The sequence below is a fragment of the Rathayibacter oskolensis genome, assembly GCF_900177245.1.
GTDB classification, from domain to species: domain Bacteria; phylum Actinomycetota; class Actinomycetes; order Actinomycetales; family Microbacteriaceae; genus Rathayibacter; species Rathayibacter oskolensis.
On the sequence record NZ_FXBM01000001.1, the window covers coordinates 1,814,224 to 1,833,862 of the forward strand.

Here is a 19,639-nt window from a genome sequence, read left to right on the forward strand (position 1 = left end):
GGCGGCGGTGTCCTTCTTCCTCCGGGCGGCTCTGCCGTCCTTCGTCGTGTCCGGCCTGTCGTCGGACGGCCGGGGCGGCCGAGCCGATCAGTGGGTGATCGGAGCCGGCAGCTCGCCCTGCAAAGGTACGGCGGTGGTCGACGGGGCCCCGGAGGACGCGCTTGCGCCGTCGGAAGCCGCCGGCTGGATCAGGGCGTTGGGGACCAGCGAGGAGGCGGCTGCGGTGCCGACCTCGCTCGCGGAGGCCGACGCGGGGTCGCCCAGCACGGCGCCGTCGGAGAGGCGGAGGTAGACGGGCGCCGTGTTGGCCACCATCCCGAGTCCCTGGGCCGCCGTCGCGAGGTTCTGCGGCGAGCTGAGCGCGTCGACCGCGTCCTGCTTCTCGGCGTTGCTGCGGGTGAGGGTCTTCTGCTCGGTCTGCAGCGCGGCGATCTGGTAGGCGCCCTGCGAGAGACCCACGCTCACGAGCAGCTGGATGACGATGATCGCGAACAGGCCCGCGACCGCGACGATCCCGTAGACGAGCTTGGGACGCGGGGCCCTCGCGCTCTCCGGGACGGCCTCGATGCGGGGCCGGGACCCCGGGTCGGCGGGACCGGCCGGGCGGGCGGGCCTCGCGTGCTCGACGACTGCCGGTTCGATGACTGCTGTGGCGCTCATGCGGTCCTCCTGATCCTCTCGGCCGCACGCAGGCGCACGGGTGTTGCTCGGGGGTTGTTCGCCTTCTCGGTGTCCGAGGCGAGTTCGGCGCCGCGGATCAGGAGTCGGAACTCGGGTCGGTGCTCGGGCAGCTCCATCGGCAGCCCCTCGGGAGCGGTCGAGGAGGAGGCGGCCTGGAGGGCGCGCTTGACGATGCGGTCTTCGAGCGACTGGTAGGCCTCGACGACGATCCGTCCGCCGACGGCGACCCGGTCGAGAGCTGCGGGGATCGCGCGCTCGAGGACGGACAGCTCCTGGTTGACCTCGATGCGCAGCGCCTGGAACACGCGCTTGGCGGGGTGCCCGTTGCGCTGGATCGCCACCGGGGTGGCCGCCTGGATGATCTCGACCAGCCGGCCCGAGCGCTCGATCGGCGCCTGCTGCCTCGCCTCGACGATGCGCTTGGCGTAGCGGGGGGCGAGGCGCTCCTCCCCGTACTCGTGGAAGATGCGGCGCAGCGACGCCTCGTCGTACTCGGCGAGCACGGTCGCCGCCGTGAGCGGGGCCGTGGCGTCCATCCGCATGTCGAGCGGTGCGTCCTTCGAGTAGGAGAAGCCGCGCTCGGTCTCGTCGAGCTGGAGGGAGGACACGCCGAGGTCGAACAGGGCGCCGTCGATCTCGTCGAGGCCGAGCTCGTCGAGCACGTCGGGCAGCTCGTCGTAGACGGCGTGCACGAGGTCGATGCGCGAGGAGTGCGCGGCGAGCCGCTCCCCCGCGAGCTCGAGTGCCTCGGGGTCGCGGTCGAGGCCGACGAGGTGGATCCCGGGGAAGCGCTCGAGGAGGGCCAGCGAGTGCCCGCCCATCCCCAGGGTCGCGTCGACGACGACGGCGCCGTCGCGCTGCAGCGCTGGTCCGAGCAGCTCGATGCAGCGCTCGAGCAGCACGGGGAGGTGGCGCTCCTCCGTGGGTCGCACCCGGTTCTTCTCGGAGTCGTCGGTCATGGCGGTCCCGCCGTTCCGGTTCCTGCCGTCCGATCCCCATCCATCTCGCGACCGGACACCGGGGAAGGTGCGTCCGGGCGCCGAGTGGCTGGGAGTCGCGCGGCAGGAGCTAGAACAGTCCGGGGATCACCTCCTCCTGGGTGTCGGAGAACACGGACTCCTGCTCCTGCAGGTAGCTCTCCCAGGCGCCCTGCGCCCAGATCTCGGCGCGATTGCCCGCACCGATGACGGTGAGATCACGGTCGAGCCCGGCGTAGGCGCGCAGCGGAGCCGGGAGGGTGACCCGGTTCTGCTTGTCGGGGGTCTCGGCGCTGGCGCCGGAGAGGAAGACGCGGAGGAAGTCGCGGGCCTGCTTGCTGGTCACCGGCGCCTGGCGGATCTTCTCGTGCATCACCTCGAACTCGCTCTGGCTGAACACGTAGAGGCACCGCTCCTGGCCGCGCGTGACGACGACTCCGGAGGAGAGCTCGTCGCGGAACTTGGCGGGGAGGATCACGCGGCCCTTCTCGTCGAGCTTGGGGGAATAGGTGCCGAGGAACACAGGCTGCCCCCCACTTCTTCCGGCCAAGGATGGTGTGTCCTCCACAGTACTCCACTTCGCCCCACTCACAACCCCAGGCGCGCTTGCGGCGCGCCGCATCGGGCCCGGTCATCCGCGAGATTCCGCGGATCGGCGCCGGTGGAGCGGAGTGGAGGGAGAAGGGCGCCCCAGGGAGCGTCCGGACGCAAAAAAAAGGGCCGATCCGTGAGGATCGACCCTGGGGATGGTGCGGAGTGGGGCTAGCCGCGTCCGTCGCCCCTGTTGTCCCAGCGCTCGTTGAGACGGTCCATGAATCCGGAGCCCTGGCGGCCGGAGGAGGAGCGGGGCTTCGCCGGGCGACCCGCGGTCGGCAGACCCGAGCCCTCCGCCGCTCCGGCGGCCGGGCGCATCGCGACCACGACGCCGGCGAGCATCAGCACGAAGCCGCCCACCCCGACGAGGGGCTGCCGCACGGCGACGCCGGTCACCAGGACGGCCAGGCCGACGATCGCGAGGAGGATGCCGAGCACGAGGGCCCGGTAGTTCGTGCCGCCGCGCCCCTTGCTGACCGCCGCCACGAAATCGGCGTCGTTCTGATAGAGGTTGCGCTCCATCTCGTCGAGGAGCCGTTGCTCGTGTTCCGAAAGCGGCATCGTGACCCCTTCAGGGTGTGGCGTCGGCAAGGTGTAGCGTCAGCGGGCTGTGGCGTGGACAGTGCAGGTCACGACCCGGCGGGTGGCGCTTCAGTGTAGACCGAGCCCGGCACGGGCGCTAGGCGCCGCAGATGCATAGGCTGGTCTGGTGAATGACAGCACCCGTCTGGTCGATCGCGTCCAGTTCCGAATCGATGAATTCCTCACCGGGCGCACGCCAATTCTGCGCTCCATAGGAGAGGACGTCTCCGCCCTCGGCGACCTTTCGCGGGACTTTCTCAGCGGGGGCAAGCGGTTCCGGGCACGGTTCTGCGAGGCGGGCTGGACGGCGGTCTCAGCGGTCGCGAGCGAGGCGCATCCGAGCGGGTCCGACCCGGTCGCGCGGGTCGGAGCGAGCCTCGAGCTCTTCCACGCCGCAGCCCTCGTGCACGACGACGTGATCGACAACTCCGACACCCGTCGCGGTGCTCCCGCTGCGCATCGACGCTTCGCCCGCCTGCACGACACCGGCGGGTGGGCGGGCAGCTCCGACGAGTTCGGGCGGTCCTCCGCGATCCTCCTCGGCGACCTGCTCCTGGTGTGGTCGGACGAGCTGTTCGCGGACGCCGAGTGGTCCCTCGAGGACCGCGCCGGCGCCGCTCGCGCGCGGGCCGAGTTCAACCTGATGCGCACGGAGGTGACCCTCGGCCAGTACCTCGACATCCTCGAGGAGGGTGCGTGGGTCGGCCACCCCGAGCACGAGCACCTCGCCCGGGCCGAGCGGGTCGTCGTCTACAAGAGCGCGAAGTACAGCATCGAGGCGCCCCTCGCGATCGGGGGCTCGCTGGGCGGCGGCGACGACGAGCAGCTCGACGCTCTGCGGCGCTTCGGGTTGCCGCTGGGTGTCGCGTTCCAGCTCCGCGACGACGTCCTCGGGGTGTTCGGCGACCCGGCCGTCACGGGGAAGCCCGCCGGGGACGACCTGCGCGAGGGTAAGAGGACGGTGCTGCTGGGCCTCGCCCGCGCGGCGTCCTCCGACACCGACCGCTCGGCCCTCGACGCCGTCATCGGCCGGAGCGACGCCTCCACCGCCGACATCACCCGCGCCCAGGAGATCGTCGCGGCCAGCGGTGCGCTCGACCGGCTCGAGGAGCGCATCCTCCGCGAGGTCGAGAGCGCGCTCGCGGTGCTGCCCGACGCGCCGCTGCGCCAGGAGGGCACCGAGGAGCTGCGAGAGCTCGCGGACCGCGTCAGCGTGCGCGCGGCCTGAGCCGGCGGCTCTCTGCGGGGCGTTTCTCGGCGGGGACTCCTGCGGCCCCTCCCGAGGAGCGGCCGATCAGGCGAGCGCCTGCGCGACGCGACGGACCTCGGCCTTGCGCCCCGCTCGCAGCGCGAGGACGGGGCTGGTCCCGAGGCTCTCCTCGTCCGAGAGGAGCCACTCGACCGCTTCGTCGTCGGTGAAGCCGGAGTCGCCGAGGAGGATGGCGGTGCCGCGGATCTCGGTCATCGGCTCGCCGTCGCGCAGGAAGAGCGCGGGAACCATCATGATCCCGCCCCTGCGCGCGCCGATGAGGTGGCGCTCGTCGAGGAGGCGGCGCACGCGACTGACCGTCAGCCCCGTCCGCTCGACGAGATCGGGGATCGTCAGCCACTCGATCTCGGAGGCGGACGAGGAGGCGGAGGCAGCGGACGAGTCGGTCACCCGTCAAGACTGCCACGGCGGCCGAGGCCGTCCAACACGCCGCACGAGGGCTGGGGCTCCGAGCCGGCACCGCCCGCGTTGCTCACCGGTTCCCGGAACGCTCTTGCCTAGACTCATCGCGTGACCACCAGCCAGCTCGACCCCCTCCTCGGCCGTCTCGTCGACGGCCGGTACGAGGTGCGCTCGAGGATCGCGCGCGGCGGCATGGCGACGGTGTATCTCGCGAACGACCAGCGCCTGGAGCGCCGGGTGGCGATCAAGGTCATGCACGGTCACCTCTCCGACGACCAGACCTTCAAGAACCGCTTCGTCCAGGAGGCGCGATCGGCGGCCCGCCTGGCGCACCCGAACGTCGTCAGCGTCTTCGACCAGGGTCAGGACTCGGACATGGCCTATCTGGTCATGGAGTACCTCCCGGGGATCACGCTCCGCGACCTCCTGAAGGAGCGCGGCAGGCTGACCGCCCAGCAGGTCGTCGACGTCATGCACTCCGTCCTGTCCGGGCTGGCCGCGGCGCACCGGGCGGGGATCCTCCACCGCGATCTCAAGCCCGAGAACGTGCTGCTCGCCGACGACGGCCGCATCAAGATCGGCGACTTCGGCCTCGCCCGCGCGGCGACCGCGAACACCGCCTCCGGTCAGGCGCTGCTCGGGACCATCGCCTACCTCTCCCCCGAGCTGGTCACTCGCGGCACGGCCGACACACGCAGCGACATCTACGCCATCGGCATCATGATCTACGAGATGCTCACCGGCGAGCAGCCCTTCACGGGTGAGCAGCCGATGCAGATCGCCTACCAGCACGCCAACGACTCGGTGCCGTATCCGAGCGCGAAGGTCCCGTCCGTCCCGACCTCGCTCGACGAGCTCGTGCTGTGGGCGACCGAGCGGGACCCGGACATGCGACCCCGCGACGCCGGAGTCATGCTCTCCCAGCTCCTCGAGGCCGAGCGCCTGATGGGGATCACCCCGACCGATCGGCGTGGGGACACCCAGGCGATCGCGCCGCTCCCCGACTCGGCGCCGGCGACCGCCGCCCTCTTCGACCCCGCGACGCCCGGCCAGACGACCGTGCTCGAGGGCGCGGACACGGGGGAGGCCGTCGTCGACGACGACGCGGTGGCGCTCCTCAAGGCTCGGCGACGCGTCCGCCGCCGGCGCGGTGTGATCCTCACGGTGGTCGTCCTCCTGCTCGCGCTGCTCGGCGGAGGCACCGCGTGGTGGTTCGGCGAGGGCCCGGGCGCGATCCGCACCATCCCGACGGTCGTCGGCCTCTCGCAGGACGACGCGACCGCGCTCCTCGAGTCCAGTGGCCTGCGAGCCGAGACGGAGCAGACCCCCGACCTCACCGTGCCCGCCGGCACGGTGATGAGCTCAGACCCACCGCAGGACGCCGGCATCCACAAGGACTCCGTCGTGACGCTGGTGGTCTCGAGCGGGCCCCGTCAGATGGAGGTGCCCGCGCTCACCGGGCTGACCGAGGGCGAGGCGACGGCGGCGATCGCCACGCAGGCTCTGACGGTCGGCAGCACGACGAAGATCTTCGACGCCGACGTCGAGAGGGACCGGGTGATCTCGGCGTCCCTCCCCGACGGCGGCGAGCTGCCCGCGGTCCTGCCCGAGACGAGCACGATCGATCTCGTCGTCAGCCTCGGCGCCGTCCCGAACGTCGTGGGGCTCTCGGAGGCGGACGCGACGGTCGCGGCGGAGGCAGCAGGGCTCGCCCTGGACAGCAGCGGCGAGGACTGGAGCGACAGCGTCGCCGCCGGGATCGTGTTGACCCAAGCGAATCCCGAGGCGCCCGCCACGACCGGTGACACGATCTCGGTCGTGCTCTCGAAGGGACCGGAGCCGGTCGCCGTCCCGAACGTGGTCGGCATGACCCGTGATCAGGCGAAGGCGGCGCTCGACGCGGTCGATCTGACCTGGAGCTACTCCCTCTCGACCCTCGGGCCGCTGATCGACGCCGCCCCCGACGAGCTCACGAAGGTGACCAACCAGTCGAACAAGGCGGGCGACCCCGTGCAGCGCGGCACCACCATCCAGCTCTCGATCACGATCACGACGTAGCTGTGCCCCTTCGTGGAGAGGGCGCGGGCGCCCTCTCCGCCGCGGTCGGCTGTCGGCACGGTCGCGTTCTCGAGAGCGTCCTGCGGTCGGCCAGGACGGATCGCTGAGACGCGATCCGCCCGTTCGCCTCGGAGGTAACGGGCGGTCCGGAGACGGAACGCTCCGGTCTGAGGGGAACCGCGTTCCGTCGTGAGCCAGGGTCGCGAGACGCCGCTCCGTGGCCACCCGACGAGCAACTTGCCGGACCAGCCGCGCCTCTCGGAGGCGAACGGGTGGATCGCGTGCCAGCGATCCGCCCTAGCCGAACGCAGGACGCTCCTCTCAGCGCGACCATCCCCTGGAGCCGACCGCGGTGGAGGGGGCGCTCGCGCCCCCTCCACCATCGAGCTCAGCGCTGCCTGAGTTCCTCGGCGACGAGGAACGCGAGCTCCAGCGACTGCATGTGGTTGAGGCGCGGGTCGCACACCGACTCGTAGCGGGTGGCGAGGGTGGCCTCGTCGATCTGCTCCGAGCCGCCGAGGCACTCGGTCACGTCGTCGCCGGTGAGCTCGACGTGGATGCCTCCGGGGTGGGTGCCCGCCGCGCGGTGAGCCTCGAAGAAGCCCTTCACCTCGTCGACCACGTCGTCGAACCGACGGGTCTTGTACCCGGTCGGCGTCGTCAGGCCGTTGCCGTGCATCGGGTCGGTGACCCACAGCGGGAGCGCGTCGCTCCGTTTGACCGCCTCGAGCAGAGGGGGAAGCGCGTCGCGGATCCTCCCAGCACCCATCCGGGTGATGAAGGTCAGGCGACCGGGCTCGCGGTCGGGGTCGAGCTTCTCGATGAGCTCGAGCATCGTCTCGGGCGTCGTCGAGGGCCCGAGCTTCACCCCGATCGGGTTGCGCACGCGCGAGAGGAAGTCGACGTGCGCGCCGTCGAGGTCGCGGGTGCGCTCGCCGATCCAGATGAAGTGGCTCGACGTGTTGTACGGCGTGCCGGTGCGCGAGTCGATCCGCGTCATCGGGCGCTCGTAGTCCATGAGCAGGCCCTCGTGACCGGTGTAGAACTCGGTGCGGCGGAGCGCCTCGAAGTCGGCACCGCAGGCGATCATGAACTTGACCGCACGGTCGATCTCGCGGGCGAGCTGCTCGTAGCGCTGGTTCTGCGGGTTCTCGGTGAAGCCCTTGTTCCAGTAGTGGACCAGCCGGAGGTCGGCGAAGCCGCCCTGCGTGAAGGCGCGGATGAGGTTCAGCGTCGAGGCGGCCGTGTGGTAGCCCTGCACGATGCGGCGCGGGTCCGCCGCGCGCGACTCCGGGGTGAAGTCGTAGCCGTTCACGATGTCGCCGCGGTAGGCGGGCAGCGTCACGTCGCCGCGCGTCTCGAGGTCGCTCGAGCGGGGCTTGGCGAACTGGCCGGCCATCCGGCCCATCTTGATGACGGGCATGCTCGCGCCGTAGGTGAGCACGACGGCCATCTGCAGCACCGTCTTCACGCGGTTGCGGATCTGGTCGGCCGTGGCCCCCGCGAAGGTCTCGGCGCAGTCGCCGCCCTGGAGGAGGAACGCCTCGCCGCGCGCCGCGTTGCCGAGGTGCTCGCGCAGCTGGTCGACCTCGCCGGCGAAGACGAGGGGAGGAAGCCCCGCGATCTCGGCGGACGCGGCGGCGACCGCCTCGCGGTCGGGCCACTGCGGCTGCTGCTTGATCTCGAGCTCGCGCCAATAGTCCAGGCCGGCGACCACGGAGGGGGCGGCGAGGACGTACGGTTCGTTCGGATCGATGACCACGAGGGTTCCTGGTTCTGACGGGCGCGCGGGGCGCGGGAGCGGTGCCACCCGGACGGACGGCAGCGGTTGACGAGCTTATCGCCTCGGGAGGGCCCTCCCCGGGTCGCGCGGGAAGGCGCTCGGCGGGCGCTCAGCGAGTGAGCGCGGCGCGCTTCTCCTTGACCGACGTCGCATAGACGTCGAGGTACTCCTGGCCGCTGAGGGCGAGGAGCTCGTACATGATCTCGTCGGTGATCGAGCGAAGGATGAAGCGGTCGCCCTCCATGCCCTCGAAGCGGCTGAAGTCGAGCGGCTCACCGAAGACGATGCCGATCCGCCCGAGCTTCGGGAGCCTGCTGCCGATCGGCATGATGCGCGCGGTGTCGATCATCGCCACGGGGATGACCGGCACCCGTGCCTCGAGGACCATCCGGGCGACGCCCGTCCGGCCGCGGTACATCCGCCCGTCGGGACTGCGCGTCCCCTCGGGATAGATGCCGAGCGCCTCGCCTCGGGCGAGGACCCGCAGGCCCGTGTTGAGGGACGCCTCCGAGGCCTTGCCGCCCGAGCGGTCGATCGGCAGCATGCCGGTCGCTGTGAAGAAGAGCTTCGTCGCCCAGCCCTTGAGGCCCCGGCCGGTGAAGTAGTCGCTCTTGGCGAGGAAGACCATGTTGCGCTCGATCACGAGCGGCAGGAAGACGGAGTCGATGAACGAGAGGTGGTTGCTCGCCAGGATGACGCCTCCGGTGGCGGGCACGCGGTCGGCGCCGACGACCCAGGGGCGGAAGATCGTCTTCAGGAGTGGTCCTGCGACGATGTGCTTCATGAACCAGTAGAACAACGGTCGACTCCTCAGCGAATCTCTCTGGACATCATCTCGAACCGGCTCCCGAGCCGCGATCAGAGAGTGCTCGCGTGCAGGCGGGCCAGGTCGGCCGCCCCCACGACTCCGGCGTCGTTGACCAGCTCCGCAATGCGGAACTCCGGCTCGGGGTGGTACCCCCGGGCGGGGAGATTGTCGAGATACGCCTGGCGGATCGGCTCGAGAAGCAGCTCGCCCGCCTGGGCGACCCCGCCTCCGATCACGAACATCTGCGGGTCGAGGACGGCGCTCAGGCTCGCGGCGGCCTCGCCGAGCCAGTGCCCGAGCTGACGCAGCGCGGCGAGAGCGCCGAGGTCGCCGCCCGTGATGAGCTCCGAGATGATGCGTCCGTCGAGCTGGCCGCCGTTCCGGGCGCGCGCGTCGGCGATGCCCTGGCCGATCCCGCCCGCGTCGGCCAGCTCGCCCGCGAAGCGCTGCAGAGCGCGACCGGAGCCGTACTGCTCGATGCAGCCGCGTGCACCGCACCCGCAGGGGAGGCCGCCCGGCACGACGCGCATGTGCCCGATCTCGGCCGCCGCGCCGAAGCCGCCGCGCAGGAGGCGGTCGTTGATGACGATGGCGCCGCCGACGCCCGTGCCGATCGTCAGCATGAGCATGTCGCTGACGAGGCGGCCGGAGCCGTAGCGGAACTCCGCCCAGCCGGCGGCGTTCGCGTCGTTCTCGATGATGATGGGCAGGTCGATCCGAGCCGAGAGCTTCTCGCGAAAGGGCTCGTTGCGCCAGTTGATGTTGGGGGCGTAGTAGACGATCGACTGCGAGGCGTCGATGAAGCCGGCGGCGGCCACTCCGACCGCGGCGACCTCGCCCGGTGCCAGACCCTCTCGGAGGCGCTCGACCATGTCCACCACGACGTCGACGATCAGCTCGGGATGACCGGCGGGGGTCGGCTGCCGGTCCTCGCGGAGGATGCCGCCGAACTCGTCGACGAGTGCTCCCGCGATCTTCGTGCCGCCGATGTCGATCCCGATCGCGTGCACGCGAACCGCCCTTCCCTCGCCGTCGGCGCCCGGGCGCCGTCGATCCGCCCTGATCGGCGACCACAACGAGTGTAGTGACCGGCGGCCCCAGCGGCCTCGTCGCACCGCCCGGCAGGAGCGATGGTGGATCGTCCTCCGGTCCCGCACCGCAGGGGATCCATCCCTCTGTCCCGATTCACACCCTGAGTGGATCTACAGCTTCGGCCCCACGGGTAGAGTGGATCCGACGTTCGTTCAGGTACCGAAGGAGTTGCCGTGGAACAGTTCGATTCACCCCTCGTGGTGGCGCCCGACCCTCAAGCGAACACGACGGCGCTCCTGCTGGACCGCGTGCGCGAGACGCCCGATCGGCCCCTCTTCGCCCTGCCGGAGGGCGGACGCTGGCGCGATGTCACCGCGCGCGAGTTCCTCGACCAGGTCACCGCGCTCGCCAAGGGCCTGGTCGCCGCAGGCATCGAGCCCGGCGAGAAGGTGGGCCTGATCTGCAAGACCCGCTACGAGTGGACGCTGATCGACTTCGCCGTCTGGTTCGCAGGGGGCGTGCTGGTCCCGGTCTACGAGACGTCCTCCCCCGCCCAGGTGCAGTGGAACCTGGCCGACTCCGGCGCTCACGCCGTGATCGTCGAGACGGCCGACCACTTCGCACGCTTCGACGAGGTGCGCGCCGACCTGCCCGACGTCCGCTCGGCCTGGCAGATCGGGCTCGGCGACCTCGACAAGCTCGCCGCGCGCGGAGTCGACGTGCCGGACGCGGAGATCGAGCGCCGCCGGTCCCTCGCCACCGGCTCCGACATCGCCACGATCATCTACACCTCCGGATCGACGGGCCGCCCCAAGGGCTGCATCATCCGGCACTCCAACTTCGTCGAGCTCAGCCGCAACTCGGCCGTCGCCCTCACCGAGCTCATCCACCAGCCGGGTGCGTCGACGCTCCTCTTCATCACGACTGCGCACGTGTTCGCCCGCTTCATCGCGATCCTCTGCGTCCACGGCGGGGTGAAGGTCGGGCACCAGGCCGACACGAAGCAGCTGCTGCCCTCCCTCGGATCGTTCCAGCCGACCTTCCTCCTCGCCGTGCCCCGCGTCTTCGAGAAGGTCTACAACTCCGCCGAGCAGAAGGCGGAGGCGGGCGGCAAGGGCAAGATCTTCCGCAGGGCGGCGGACGTCGCGGTGGCGCACTCGATCGCCGTGGAGGCGGGCTCCGTCCCGCTCGCGCTCAAGCTGCAGTTCCTCCTGTTCGACCGCCTCGTCTACTCGAAGCTCCGCACGGCGATGGGGGGCAACGTCCGCTTCGCCGTCTCCGGATCCGCGCCTCTCGGAGATCGGCTCGGTCACTTCTTCCACAGCCTCGGCATCAAGATCCTCGAGGGCTACGGCCTGACCGAGACGACGGCGCCCGCGACGGTCAACCGGACCGAGCGATTCAAGATCGGCACGGTCGGCCCCGCGATGCCCGGAGTCTCGGTGCGCATCGCCGACGACGGTGAGATCCAGGTCCGCGGCATCGACGTGTTCGGGGGCTACTGGAACAACGAGGCGGCGACGGCCGAGGCCTTCGACGGCGAGTGGTTCCGCACGGGCGACCTCGGAACGCTCGACGAGGACGGCTACCTCCGCGTCACCGGCCGCAAGAAGGAGATCATCGTCACTGCGGGCGGCAAGAACGTCGCGCCCGCCGCTCTCGAGGACCCGATCCGAGCCAATCCGCTCGTCGGCCAGGTCGTCGTCGTCGGGGATCAGCGCCCCTTCATCGCGGCTCTGGTCACACTCGATCCCGAGATGCTGCCGACCTGGCTCGGCAACAACGGGCAGGACTCGGGACTCTCGCTCGAGGACGCCGCGGTGAACCCGGCGGTGCTGGCCGAGGTGCAGCGCGCGGTAGACGCCGCCAACGCCCACGTCTCGCGCGCCGAGTCGATCCGCAAGTTCGTGATCCTCCCGACCGAGTTCACCGAGGCGAGCGGGCACCTCACCCCCAAGATGAGCATCAAGCGGAACGTGATCCTCGCCGACTTCGCGGACACCATCGGTGCGGTCTACTCCGCGGCGCCGGCCACCGAGGGCATCAGCCTGCGGTAGCGGGAGCTGTATCCGGAACGCTCGACGTTCCCGGGAGCGCGACCACCCCGATAAGCCGACCGCGCTGAGCCGGGCAGGGACCGGCTCAGCAACGAACCGCCCAAGCCGCATCCGGGAAAGCGCGTCCCAGCGCTTTCCCGTCGGCGAACGCAACACCCTCTCCAAATCGCGACGACCCCGAGAAGCCGACCGCGCTGAGCCGGGCAGGGACCGGCTCAGCAACGAACCTCCCAAGCCGCATCCGGGAAAGCGCGTCCCAGCGCTTTCCCGTCGGCGAACGCAACCCGCTCCCTCGACCGCGACCACCTCGAGAAGCCGACCGCGCTGAGCCGGGCAGGGACCGGCGCAGAAACGAACCGCACAAGCCGTATCCGGGAAAGCGCGTCCGAGCGCTTTCCCGTCGGCGAACGCAACCCGCTCCCAGGAACGCGACCACCTCGAGAAGCCGACTGCGCTGAGCCGGGCAGGGACCGGCTCAGCAACGAACTCAGAACCAGGGCTGCGACCGGACGTCCTTCATGGCGGCCCGGCGGTCCTCCTTCGAGAGGCGGTCGAGGTAGAGGCGGCCGTCGAGGTGGTCGCACTCGTGCTGGAGGGCCTGGGCCATCAGACCGTCGCCCTCGAGGACCACCTCGGCACCGTCGAGGTCGGTGCCGCGCACCTTCGCGTGCGGGTAGCGGATGGCGGGGTACCAGAGGTTCGGGACCGAGAGGCAGCCCTCGTCGACGGGCTCGGGCTCGCCGCTGAGCTCGACGATCTCGGGGTTGAGGATGTAGCCGATGACCCCGTCGACGTTGTAGCTGAAGGCGCGCAGGTTCACGCCGATCTGCGGTGCGGCGACGCCCGCCCGACCGGAGGGGCGGACGCTGTCCAGGAGGTCCTCGACCAGCCCGCGGACTCCGTCGTCGACGGCGTCGATGCGATCGGACGGCGTCTTCAGCACCGGGTCCCCGAAGATTCGGATCTGGCGTTCGGTCATGTGGTGCGCTCCCTCAGGGCCTCCTCCGCTGACAGGAGGGCGTTCTCGACGACTTCGCTCGCTGCGGGATGCGGCCAGTACTGGCTGCGGGCGAGTCCGCGGATGCCGACTCCGGCGCTGGCGGCCTGGACGAGCGGCTGAATGAGGATACTCGCTTGCGGCCCCATGATGTGGGCGCCCAGCAGCTCCCCGTCGAGCCCGACGACCAGGGTGCACACGCTGGAGTCGTCCTCGAGGGCCCAGCCGTAGGCCGTGGAGCCGTACTCCTGCGTGACCGAGACCGTCTCGATGCCCGCCTCCCCCGCCTCCTTCTCGGTCAAGCCGAAGAAGGCGAGCTGCGGATGCGCGAAGATCGCCGAGGGCACGGGCGAGAGCGTGTTCGAGAGCAGCTCGGTCGGGTGCAGGAGATTGTGCGCGACGATCCGGGCCTCGTGGTTGGCGACGTGCTTGAGCTGCCACTCGGACGACACGTCGCCGAGCGCGAAGAGCCCGGGCACCGGGCGTCCGACGGAGAGCACTCGCTGCTCGGTGTCGACCGCGACTCGTCCGTCGGGGTGCAGGTCGATGCCGACCGAGGCTGCGGCGAGGGTGTCGCTGTTGGGGTCGCGCCCGAGTGCGACGAGGACCGTGTCGGTCTCGACCGTCGTGCCGTCGTCGAAGGTGACGACGAGACCGCTCGCGGTGCGGTCGATGCTCTCGGCCGACACTCCGGTGCGGACGTCCCACCGGTCGCTCGCAATAGCCGTGAACCGCCGGGCGATGTCCTCGTCGAGCGCTCGGAGGAGGCGGTCGCTGCGCACGGCGACCGTCACCGCCGTGCCGAACGCCGAGAAGATGTGGGCGAACTCGACGGCCACCGCGCCTCCCCCGAGGATGACGAGGCGAGCGGGGAGCTCGTCGACGCGCATGATCGAGGACGAGTCGTGGATGTCGGGATCGGGCTCGTACGAGGCGAGGAGGGGCCGCGGCCTCGATCCCGCGGCGATGACGACACGCGGCGCACTGATCCGGGCGCCGCTCGCGCTGGCCAGCACGTGCGGCCGGTCCTCTCCTCCGAGTGCCTCGAAGCCGAAGCTCTCGCGGAAGAGCGTCACGTTGGGCGAGCGGTGCGCCCGGTAGTCGTGCCCCGACTCGCTGATCGAGTCGGTCCGGCCGAACACGCGGTCGCGGACCTCGGCCCACGACGGGCGCTGCGGTCGGGAGTGCACGCCGATCCGGTCTCCCTGATCGACATCGGTCACCACGTCCGACACGTGCACGAACATCTTGGTGGGGATGCAGCCGGCGTTCAGGCAGGTCCCGCCGAACCACTCCCCGTCGTCGAGCAGGGCGACCCGCAGCCCGTCGAACGCCGGCCCGATGATGGAGTTACCCGAGCCGGCCCCGATCACGATGAGGTCGAAGGCGCGCGGCTCCTCGGTCTCCGGCCCGACCGTCGCGTCGAGGACCTCAGGCACGTCTGACCGGCATGCCCTCGACCACGAGCGCGGCCAGCAGGCGCGCGGCCTCCTTCGTCCCGGGGCGCAGCTGCTCCCACCTCACCACCGAACCGGCGGCGAGCACCGGGTCGTACGGGATCCGGACGATGTCGCGGACCCGGGAGCGGAAGTGGGACTCGATCTCATCGAGCTTCACCAGGCTGGTGCCCTCGGTCGCCGTGTTGAGCGCGACGACGGCGTTCTTCACGAGATACCCGTAGCCGTTGGCGTCCAGCCAGGTCAGCGTCTCGGAGGCGAGCCGGGCCTCGTCGATGCTGCCTCCGGAGACGATCACGACGGTGTCCGCGCGCTGCAGCGTCGGGCGCATGACCGAGTGGACGATGCCCGTGCCGCAGTCGGTGAGCATGATCGAGTAGAAGCGCTCGACGAGGTCGGCGACGACGTTGTAGTCGTCCTCGTCGAAGGCCTCCGAGAGCTGGGGGTCGGTGTCGGAGGCGAGGACGTCGAGGCGGGTCTCGTCGCGCGAGACCATAGTCGAGAACTCGGTGAAGCCGGCCACGCCGGAGGCGCGGTTGACGACGTCGCGGACGGTGGAGCGGGTCTGCTTCGGCACGCGCTCGGCCAGCGTTCCCCGGTCGGGGTTCGCGTCGACCGCGATGATGCGGTCCTCGCGCGAGTCGGCGAGGGCCATGCCGAGGAGGGTCGTCACCGTCGTCTTGCCGACGCCGCCCTTGCGGGTCATCACGGGCACGAAGCGCGTCCCGCCCTCGAACTGCCGTCCGATCCGCTCGTCGACGGCCTTCCAGGCCCGCACCTTGGCGGAGTCGCCGAGGTTCACGGTGCGGAAGGTGAGGCCGTAGACGAAGCGGTTCCAGCCTCCGGTGGGCGCGGGCCGGGTCTTGCGGTTGATCTCGAGCAGCCGGTCGGGAGTGAGCATCGAGGACGACTCGGGCGACGAGGAGCCGGTGACGGCGCCGGACTCTGCCCGGAGGCGGTCCCGCCTCGTCGCGCCGGGTGTCGGTTCCGTCTCGACGCTCTCCGGCTGACGTCCCTCGCCGCGGCCCCGGGGCCGCTCCCCCGAGTCCTCCGGCAGCACCGAGACGTCGTCGCGGGAGCTGTAGCCGGCCGAGACCGGGCGGATCGCCCCCGGGACGTCGGCGGGAGTCGGCTCCGGTGGGACGATCGAGACCGGTCGGGTCGACGGGATCCCGAGGCGACCGACATCGACGGAGTCCTCGTCGAGCGGTGCGGGCGCGGTCGAGCGTCGCGGTGCCGGCGGATCGAGGCGGATCCCCTCCGGGATCGGAGTGGGCGCGGTGTCGCTCGCTCGCGGCTCGTACTGCACCGAGTCCCGGGCCGCGTCGAGCGCGGTCCTCGGGGTGGGGCCGGTGTCGGTGTCGGGCTGTTCGTCGTTGCGCTCATCCATGCGAACGAGACTCCTTCCGCTCATGGTCAGTCTATCGACGGCCGTCCGGCGGTCCCCGTGGGCTGGAGCCCCGCCGGGCGTGCTGCTAGGACGGGTCGATCACCACGAGCAGATCCCCCGCGTCGACCTGCTGCGTGACGGGCACGGCGAGGCGCCGGACCACTCCGGCGACCGGGCAGGTGATCGCGGCCTCCATCTTCATCGCCTCGATGGTGGCGACCGCCGCGCCCGCCGCGATCCGGTCGCCGACGGCGACCTTCAGAGTGACGACGCCCGCGAAGGGAACCGCCACCTGGCCGGGATCGGAGCGATCCGCCCTCTCGGCGCTCACCGTGTCGACGGCGATGGTCGAGTCGCGCACGAACACGGGGCGCAGCTGCCCGTTCAGGGTGGTCATCACGGTCCGCATGCCGCGGTCGTCGGCGTCGCCGATCGCCTCGAGGCCGACGTAGAGGCGGACACCGCGGGCGATCTCGACGACGTGCTCCTCGCCCTGACGCAGACCGTAGAGGTAGTCGGCGGTGTCGAGGGCGGAGACGTCGCCGTAGGTCTCGCGGACGCCGAGGAACTGCTCGGCCGGTCCGGGGAAGAGGAGCCTGTTGAGGGTCGCGCGGCGTGCCGCGGAGTCGTCGCCGCCGAGGACCCCCGCGTCCTCCGCCGAGATCTCGGCGACTCCGATGCGGACGTCCCTGCCCTCGAGCACGCGCGAGCGGAACGGCTCCGGCCATCCGCCCGGCAGCTCGCCCAGCTCGCCCGCCATGAAGCCGACGACCGAGTCGGGGATGTCGTAGTTCTGCGGGTGCTCGGCGAAGTCGGCAGGATCGGCGTCCACAGCGGCGAGGTGCAGCGCCAGGTCTCCGACGACCTTCGAGGAGGGAGTCACCTTCGGGACCCGCCCGAGGATCCGGTCGGCCGCCGCGTAGAGGTCCTCGACCACCTCGAACCGGTCGGCGAGACCGAGGGCGATCGCCTGCTGACGCAGGTTCGAGAGCTGCCCGCCCGGGATCTCGTGCCGGTAGACCCGTCCCGTCGGACCGGGCAGTCCCGATTCGAAGGGCCGGTACAGGCGCCGCACGGCCTCCCAGTAGGGCTCCAGGTCGGAGACGGCCGCCAGGCTGAGCCCGGTGTCGCGCGGTGTGTGCGCCAGAGCGGCGACGAGCGCCGACAGGGACGGCTGGCTGGTGGTGCCGGCCATGGGGGCCGAGGCCGCGTCGACCGCGTCCGCACCCGCCTCTGCCGCGGCCAGCAGCGTGGCCAGCTGGCCACCCGGGGTGTCGTGGGTGTGCACGTGCACGGGGAGGTCGAAGCGCTCGCGGAGGGCGGAGACGAGCTTCGACGCGGCGTAGGGACGCAGGAGTCCGGCCATGTCCTTGACCGCGAGCACGTGCGCCCCCGCCTCGACGATCTGCTCGGCGAGGCGGAGGTAGTAGTCGAGGGTGTACAGCTCCTCCGCCGGATCGAGCAGATCGCCGGTGTAGCAGACGGCGACCTCGGCGACGGTCGTGCCGGTCTCGAGGACCGCATCGATCGCGGGTCGCATCTGCGAGACGTCGTTCAGGGCGTCGAAGATGCGGAAGACATCGACGCCCGTCGAGGCCGCCTCGCGGACGAACGCATCGGTCACCCCGGTCGGATACGGCGTGTAGCCGACGGTGTTGCGCCCGCGCAGCAGCATCTGGACGGCGATGTTCGGGAGGGCTTCGCGCAGGGCCGCGAGGCGGTCCCACGGATCCTCGCCGAGGAAGCGCAGCGCGACGTCGTAGGTAGCGCCTCCCCAGGCCTCGACCGAGAGGAGCTCCGGAGTCAGCCGCGCCACGGCCGGAGCGACCGCGATCAGGTCGCGGGAGCGCACCCGGGTCGCGAGCAGCGACTGGTGGGCGTCCCGGAACGTGGTGTCGGTGACGGCGAGCGCGGTCTGCGCTCGGAGAGCCGATGCGAAGCCTCGGGGGCCGAGCTCGAGGAGCCGCTGGCGCGAACCGGCCGGCGCCGGCGACGCCGGGTCGAAGGCGGGCAGCTTCTCGAGCGGCGGGAGTCCGGGAGGACGTGCGCCGTTCGGCTGGTTGACCGTCACCTCGGCGAGCCACGTCAGCAGCTTCGTGCCGCGGTCGCGCGACTCGCGGCCCGCGAGCAGCCCCGGCCGCTCGTCGATGAAGGAGGTGCTCAGGTCGCCCGCCGCGAAGGCGGGATCGTCGAGCACGGCCTGGAGGAAGGGGATGTTCGTGGACACGCCGCGGATCCGGAACTCGGCGAGTGCCCGCTTCGCCCGCCCCACCGCGGCGGTGAAGTCGCGGCCGCGACAGGTGAGCTTCGCGAGCATGGAGTCGAAGTGGGGGCTGATCTGCGCGCCCGGGTTGATCGTGCCGCCGTCGAGACGGATCCCGCCGCCGCCCGGCGAGCGGTAGGTGGTGATCTTGCCGGTGTCGGGCCGGAACCCCGCCGACGGGTCCTCGGTGGTGATCCGGCACTGCAGCGCCGCGCCGTGCAGCCGCAGCCGGTCCTGGGTCAGGCCGAGCTCGGCCAGGGTCTGGCCGAAGGCGATCCGCATCTGGCTGGCGACGAGGTCGACGTCGGTGACTTCCTCCGTGACCGTGTGCTCGACCTGGATGCGGGGGTTCATCTCGATGAAGACGTGCTCGCCCGCCCGCTCCCCCGCGGTGTCGAGCAGGAACTCGACCGTGCCGGCGTTCTCGTAACCGATCGACCGGGCGAAGGCGATGGCGTCGCGGTACATCGCCTGCCGCGTCGTCTCGTCGAGGTTGGGAGCCGGGGCGATCTCGACGACCTTCTGATGGCGCCGCTGCACGGAGCAGTCGCGCTCGAAGAGATGCACGGTCTCGCCGGTCGCATCGGCCAGGATCTGGACCTCGATGTGCCGGGGGCGGACGACCGCCTGCTCGAGGAACATGGTCGGGTCGCCGAAGGCGCTGTCGGCCTCGCGCATGGCCGCCTCGAGTGCCGGACGAAGATCCTCCGGGACGTCGACCCTGCGCATCCCGCGGCCGCCCCCACCCGCGACGGCCTTCGCGAAGATCGGGAAGCCGATCGCCTCGGCCCCGGCGAGCAGCTCGTCGAGATCGCGCGACGCGGGGGTCGAGCGCAGGACGGGGACGCCCGCCGCCGCCGCGTGCTCCTTCGCGGTGACCTTGTTGCCCGCCATCTCGAGCACCCGGGCGGGCGGGCCGATGAAGGCGATACCGGCGTCGGCGGCGGCGCGCGCCAGCTCGGGGTTCTCGGAGAGGAAGCCGTAGCCCGGGTAGATCGCATCGGCGCCGCTCTCGCGCGCGACCCTGATGATCTCGGACACGTCGAGGTAGGCGCGGACCGGGTGGCCCCGCTCGCCGATCTGGTAGGCCTCGTCCGCCTTCAGGCGGTGCATCGAGTTGCGGTCCTCGTAGGGGTAGACCGCGACCGTCCGCGCCCCCAGCTCGTACGCGGCGCGGAACGCCCGGATCGCGATCTCGCCGCGGTTGGCCACAAGGATCTTCGAGAACATGGCAGTCCTTCGGGTCGGTCCTCCGCGGGCGACGAGGGAGCCGGAGTCGCGACGGTGC

General features: G+C 71.2%; 15 protein-coding genes. 3 read left to right on the forward strand and 12 right to left on the reverse strand.

Annotation, left to right across the window (positions count from 1 at the left end; all coding sequences use genetic code 11):
• Window positions 1-87: 87 nt before the first annotated feature.
• The 4 genes from ftsL to B9Y99_RS08655 form a co-directional block, all read right to left on the reverse strand.
• Window positions 88-660 carry a cell division protein FtsL gene (ftsL, locus tag B9Y99_RS08640; RefSeq protein WP_085476066.1) on the reverse strand — a complete coding sequence of 191 codons (573 nt, stop codon included), beginning with the start codon at window positions 658-660 and terminating at the stop codon, window positions 88-90.
• Entirely contained in the window at window positions 657-1,640 is a 984-nt protein-coding gene (gene rsmH, locus B9Y99_RS08645; protein WP_085476067.1) for a 16S rRNA (cytosine(1402)-N(4))-methyltransferase RsmH, read from the reverse strand. The genes ftsL and rsmH overlap by 4 nt, the downstream gene beginning before the upstream one ends.
• Window positions 1,641-1,749: 109 nt before the next feature.
• On the reverse strand, window positions 1,750-2,181 hold the full coding sequence (mraZ, locus tag B9Y99_RS08650) for a division/cell wall cluster transcriptional repressor MraZ (protein ID WP_085476068.1): 432 nt from the start codon (window positions 2,179-2,181) through the stop codon (window positions 1,750-1,752).
• A 239-nt stretch (window positions 2,182-2,420) separates the two neighbouring features.
• On the reverse strand, window positions 2,421-2,813 hold the full coding sequence (locus tag B9Y99_RS08655) for a DUF3040 domain-containing protein (RefSeq protein ID WP_085476069.1): 393 nt from the start codon (window positions 2,811-2,813) through the stop codon (window positions 2,421-2,423).
• A 148-nt stretch (window positions 2,814-2,961) separates the two neighbouring features.
• Between B9Y99_RS08655 and B9Y99_RS08660 the strand changes: the two genes are divergently transcribed.
• Window positions 2,962-4,062, forward strand: a complete 1,101-nt coding sequence (locus tag B9Y99_RS08660) for a polyprenyl synthetase family protein (RefSeq protein WP_085476070.1) — start codon at window positions 2,962-2,964, stop codon at window positions 4,060-4,062.
• A gap of 66 nt (window positions 4,063-4,128) precedes the next feature.
• Here the strand turns inward: B9Y99_RS08660 and B9Y99_RS08665 are convergent, their stop codons facing one another.
• Window positions 4,129-4,494, reverse strand: coding sequence for an Rv2175c family DNA-binding protein (locus B9Y99_RS08665; RefSeq protein ID WP_244274804.1), 366 nt, complete (start codon window positions 4,492-4,494; stop codon window positions 4,129-4,131).
• A gap of 120 nt (window positions 4,495-4,614) precedes the next feature.
• On the opposite strand from B9Y99_RS08665, the gene pknB reads away from it, so the two are divergent.
• Window positions 4,615-6,564 (forward strand): Stk1 family PASTA domain-containing Ser/Thr kinase, encoded by a 1,950-nt coding sequence (gene pknB / locus B9Y99_RS08670; RefSeq protein ID WP_085476071.1) that lies wholly within the window; start codon window positions 4,615-4,617, stop codon window positions 6,562-6,564.
• A gap of 388 nt (window positions 6,565-6,952) precedes the next feature.
• On the opposite strand, the gene B9Y99_RS08675 is transcribed toward pknB, so the two are convergent.
• From B9Y99_RS08675 to B9Y99_RS08685, 3 genes are all read right to left on the reverse strand, one after another.
• Window positions 6,953-8,281, reverse strand: coding sequence for a class II 3-deoxy-7-phosphoheptulonate synthase (locus tag B9Y99_RS08675; RefSeq protein ID WP_085476322.1), 1,329 nt, complete (start codon window positions 8,279-8,281; stop codon window positions 6,953-6,955).
• A gap of 175 nt (window positions 8,282-8,456) precedes the next feature.
• Window positions 8,457-9,146: a lysophospholipid acyltransferase family protein gene (locus B9Y99_RS08680; RefSeq protein WP_085476072.1), complete on the reverse strand. Its 690-nt coding sequence runs from the start codon at window positions 9,144-9,146 to the stop codon at window positions 8,457-8,459.
• 59 nt (window positions 9,147-9,205) lie between these two features.
• The gene (locus B9Y99_RS08685) at window positions 9,206-10,165 is read right to left on the reverse strand and encodes an ROK family glucokinase (RefSeq protein WP_085476073.1); all 960 of its coding nucleotides are present in this window, start codon (window positions 10,163-10,165) and stop codon (window positions 9,206-9,208) included.
• Window positions 10,166-10,420: 255 nt separating this feature from the next.
• On the opposite strand from B9Y99_RS08685, the gene B9Y99_RS08690 reads away from it, so the two are divergent.
• Window positions 10,421-12,244, forward strand: a complete 1,824-nt coding sequence (locus B9Y99_RS08690) for an AMP-dependent synthetase/ligase (protein ID WP_085476074.1) — start codon at window positions 10,421-10,423, stop codon at window positions 12,242-12,244.
• 487 nt (window positions 12,245-12,731) lie between these two features.
• On the opposite strand, the gene def is transcribed toward B9Y99_RS08690, so the two are convergent.
• The 4 genes from def to B9Y99_RS08710 all read right to left on the reverse strand — a co-directional run bounded on the left by def (window position 12,732) and on the right by B9Y99_RS08710 (window position 19,581).
• Entirely contained in the window at window positions 12,732-13,223 is a 492-nt protein-coding gene (gene def / locus B9Y99_RS08695; RefSeq protein WP_085476075.1) for a peptide deformylase, read from the reverse strand.
• Window positions 13,220-14,680, reverse strand: a complete 1,461-nt coding sequence (locus B9Y99_RS08700) for a mycothione reductase (RefSeq protein WP_085476076.1) — start codon at window positions 14,678-14,680, stop codon at window positions 13,220-13,222. Before B9Y99_RS08700 ends, def begins: the two co-directional genes overlap by 4 nt.
• Complete coding sequence (locus B9Y99_RS08705) at window positions 14,673-16,088, reverse strand: MinD/ParA family ATP-binding protein (protein WP_085476077.1); 1,416 nt, start codon at window positions 16,086-16,088, stop codon at window positions 14,673-14,675. Before B9Y99_RS08705 ends, B9Y99_RS08700 begins: the two co-directional genes overlap by 8 nt.
• Before the next feature lie 85 nt (window positions 16,089-16,173).
• Entirely contained in the window at window positions 16,174-19,581 is a 3,408-nt protein-coding gene (locus B9Y99_RS08710; protein ID WP_085476078.1) for a pyruvate carboxylase, read from the reverse strand.
• Window positions 19,582-19,639 lie beyond the last annotated feature (58 nt).

Coding starts and splice junctions, on each gene's coding strand:
- def (WP_085476075.1), bottom strand. CDS start 13,223: ATGACCGAACGCCAGATCCGAATCTTCGGGGACCCGGTGCTGAAGACG.
- B9Y99_RS08655 (WP_085476069.1), bottom strand. CDS start 2,813: ATGCCGCTTTCGGAACACGAGCAACGGCTCCTCGACGAGATGGAGCGC.
- ftsL (WP_085476066.1), bottom strand. CDS start 660: ATGAGCGCCACAGCAGTCATCGAACCGGCAGTCGTCGAGCACGCGAGG.
- B9Y99_RS08705 (WP_085476077.1), bottom strand. CDS start 16,088: ATGGATGAGCGCAACGACGAACAGCCCGACACCGACACCGGCCCCACC.
- rsmH (WP_085476067.1), bottom strand. CDS start 1,640: ATGACCGACGACTCCGAGAAGAACCGGGTGCGACCCACGGAGGAGCGC.
- B9Y99_RS08710 (WP_085476078.1), bottom strand. CDS start 19,581: ATGTTCTCGAAGATCCTTGTGGCCAACCGCGGCGAGATCGCGATCCGG.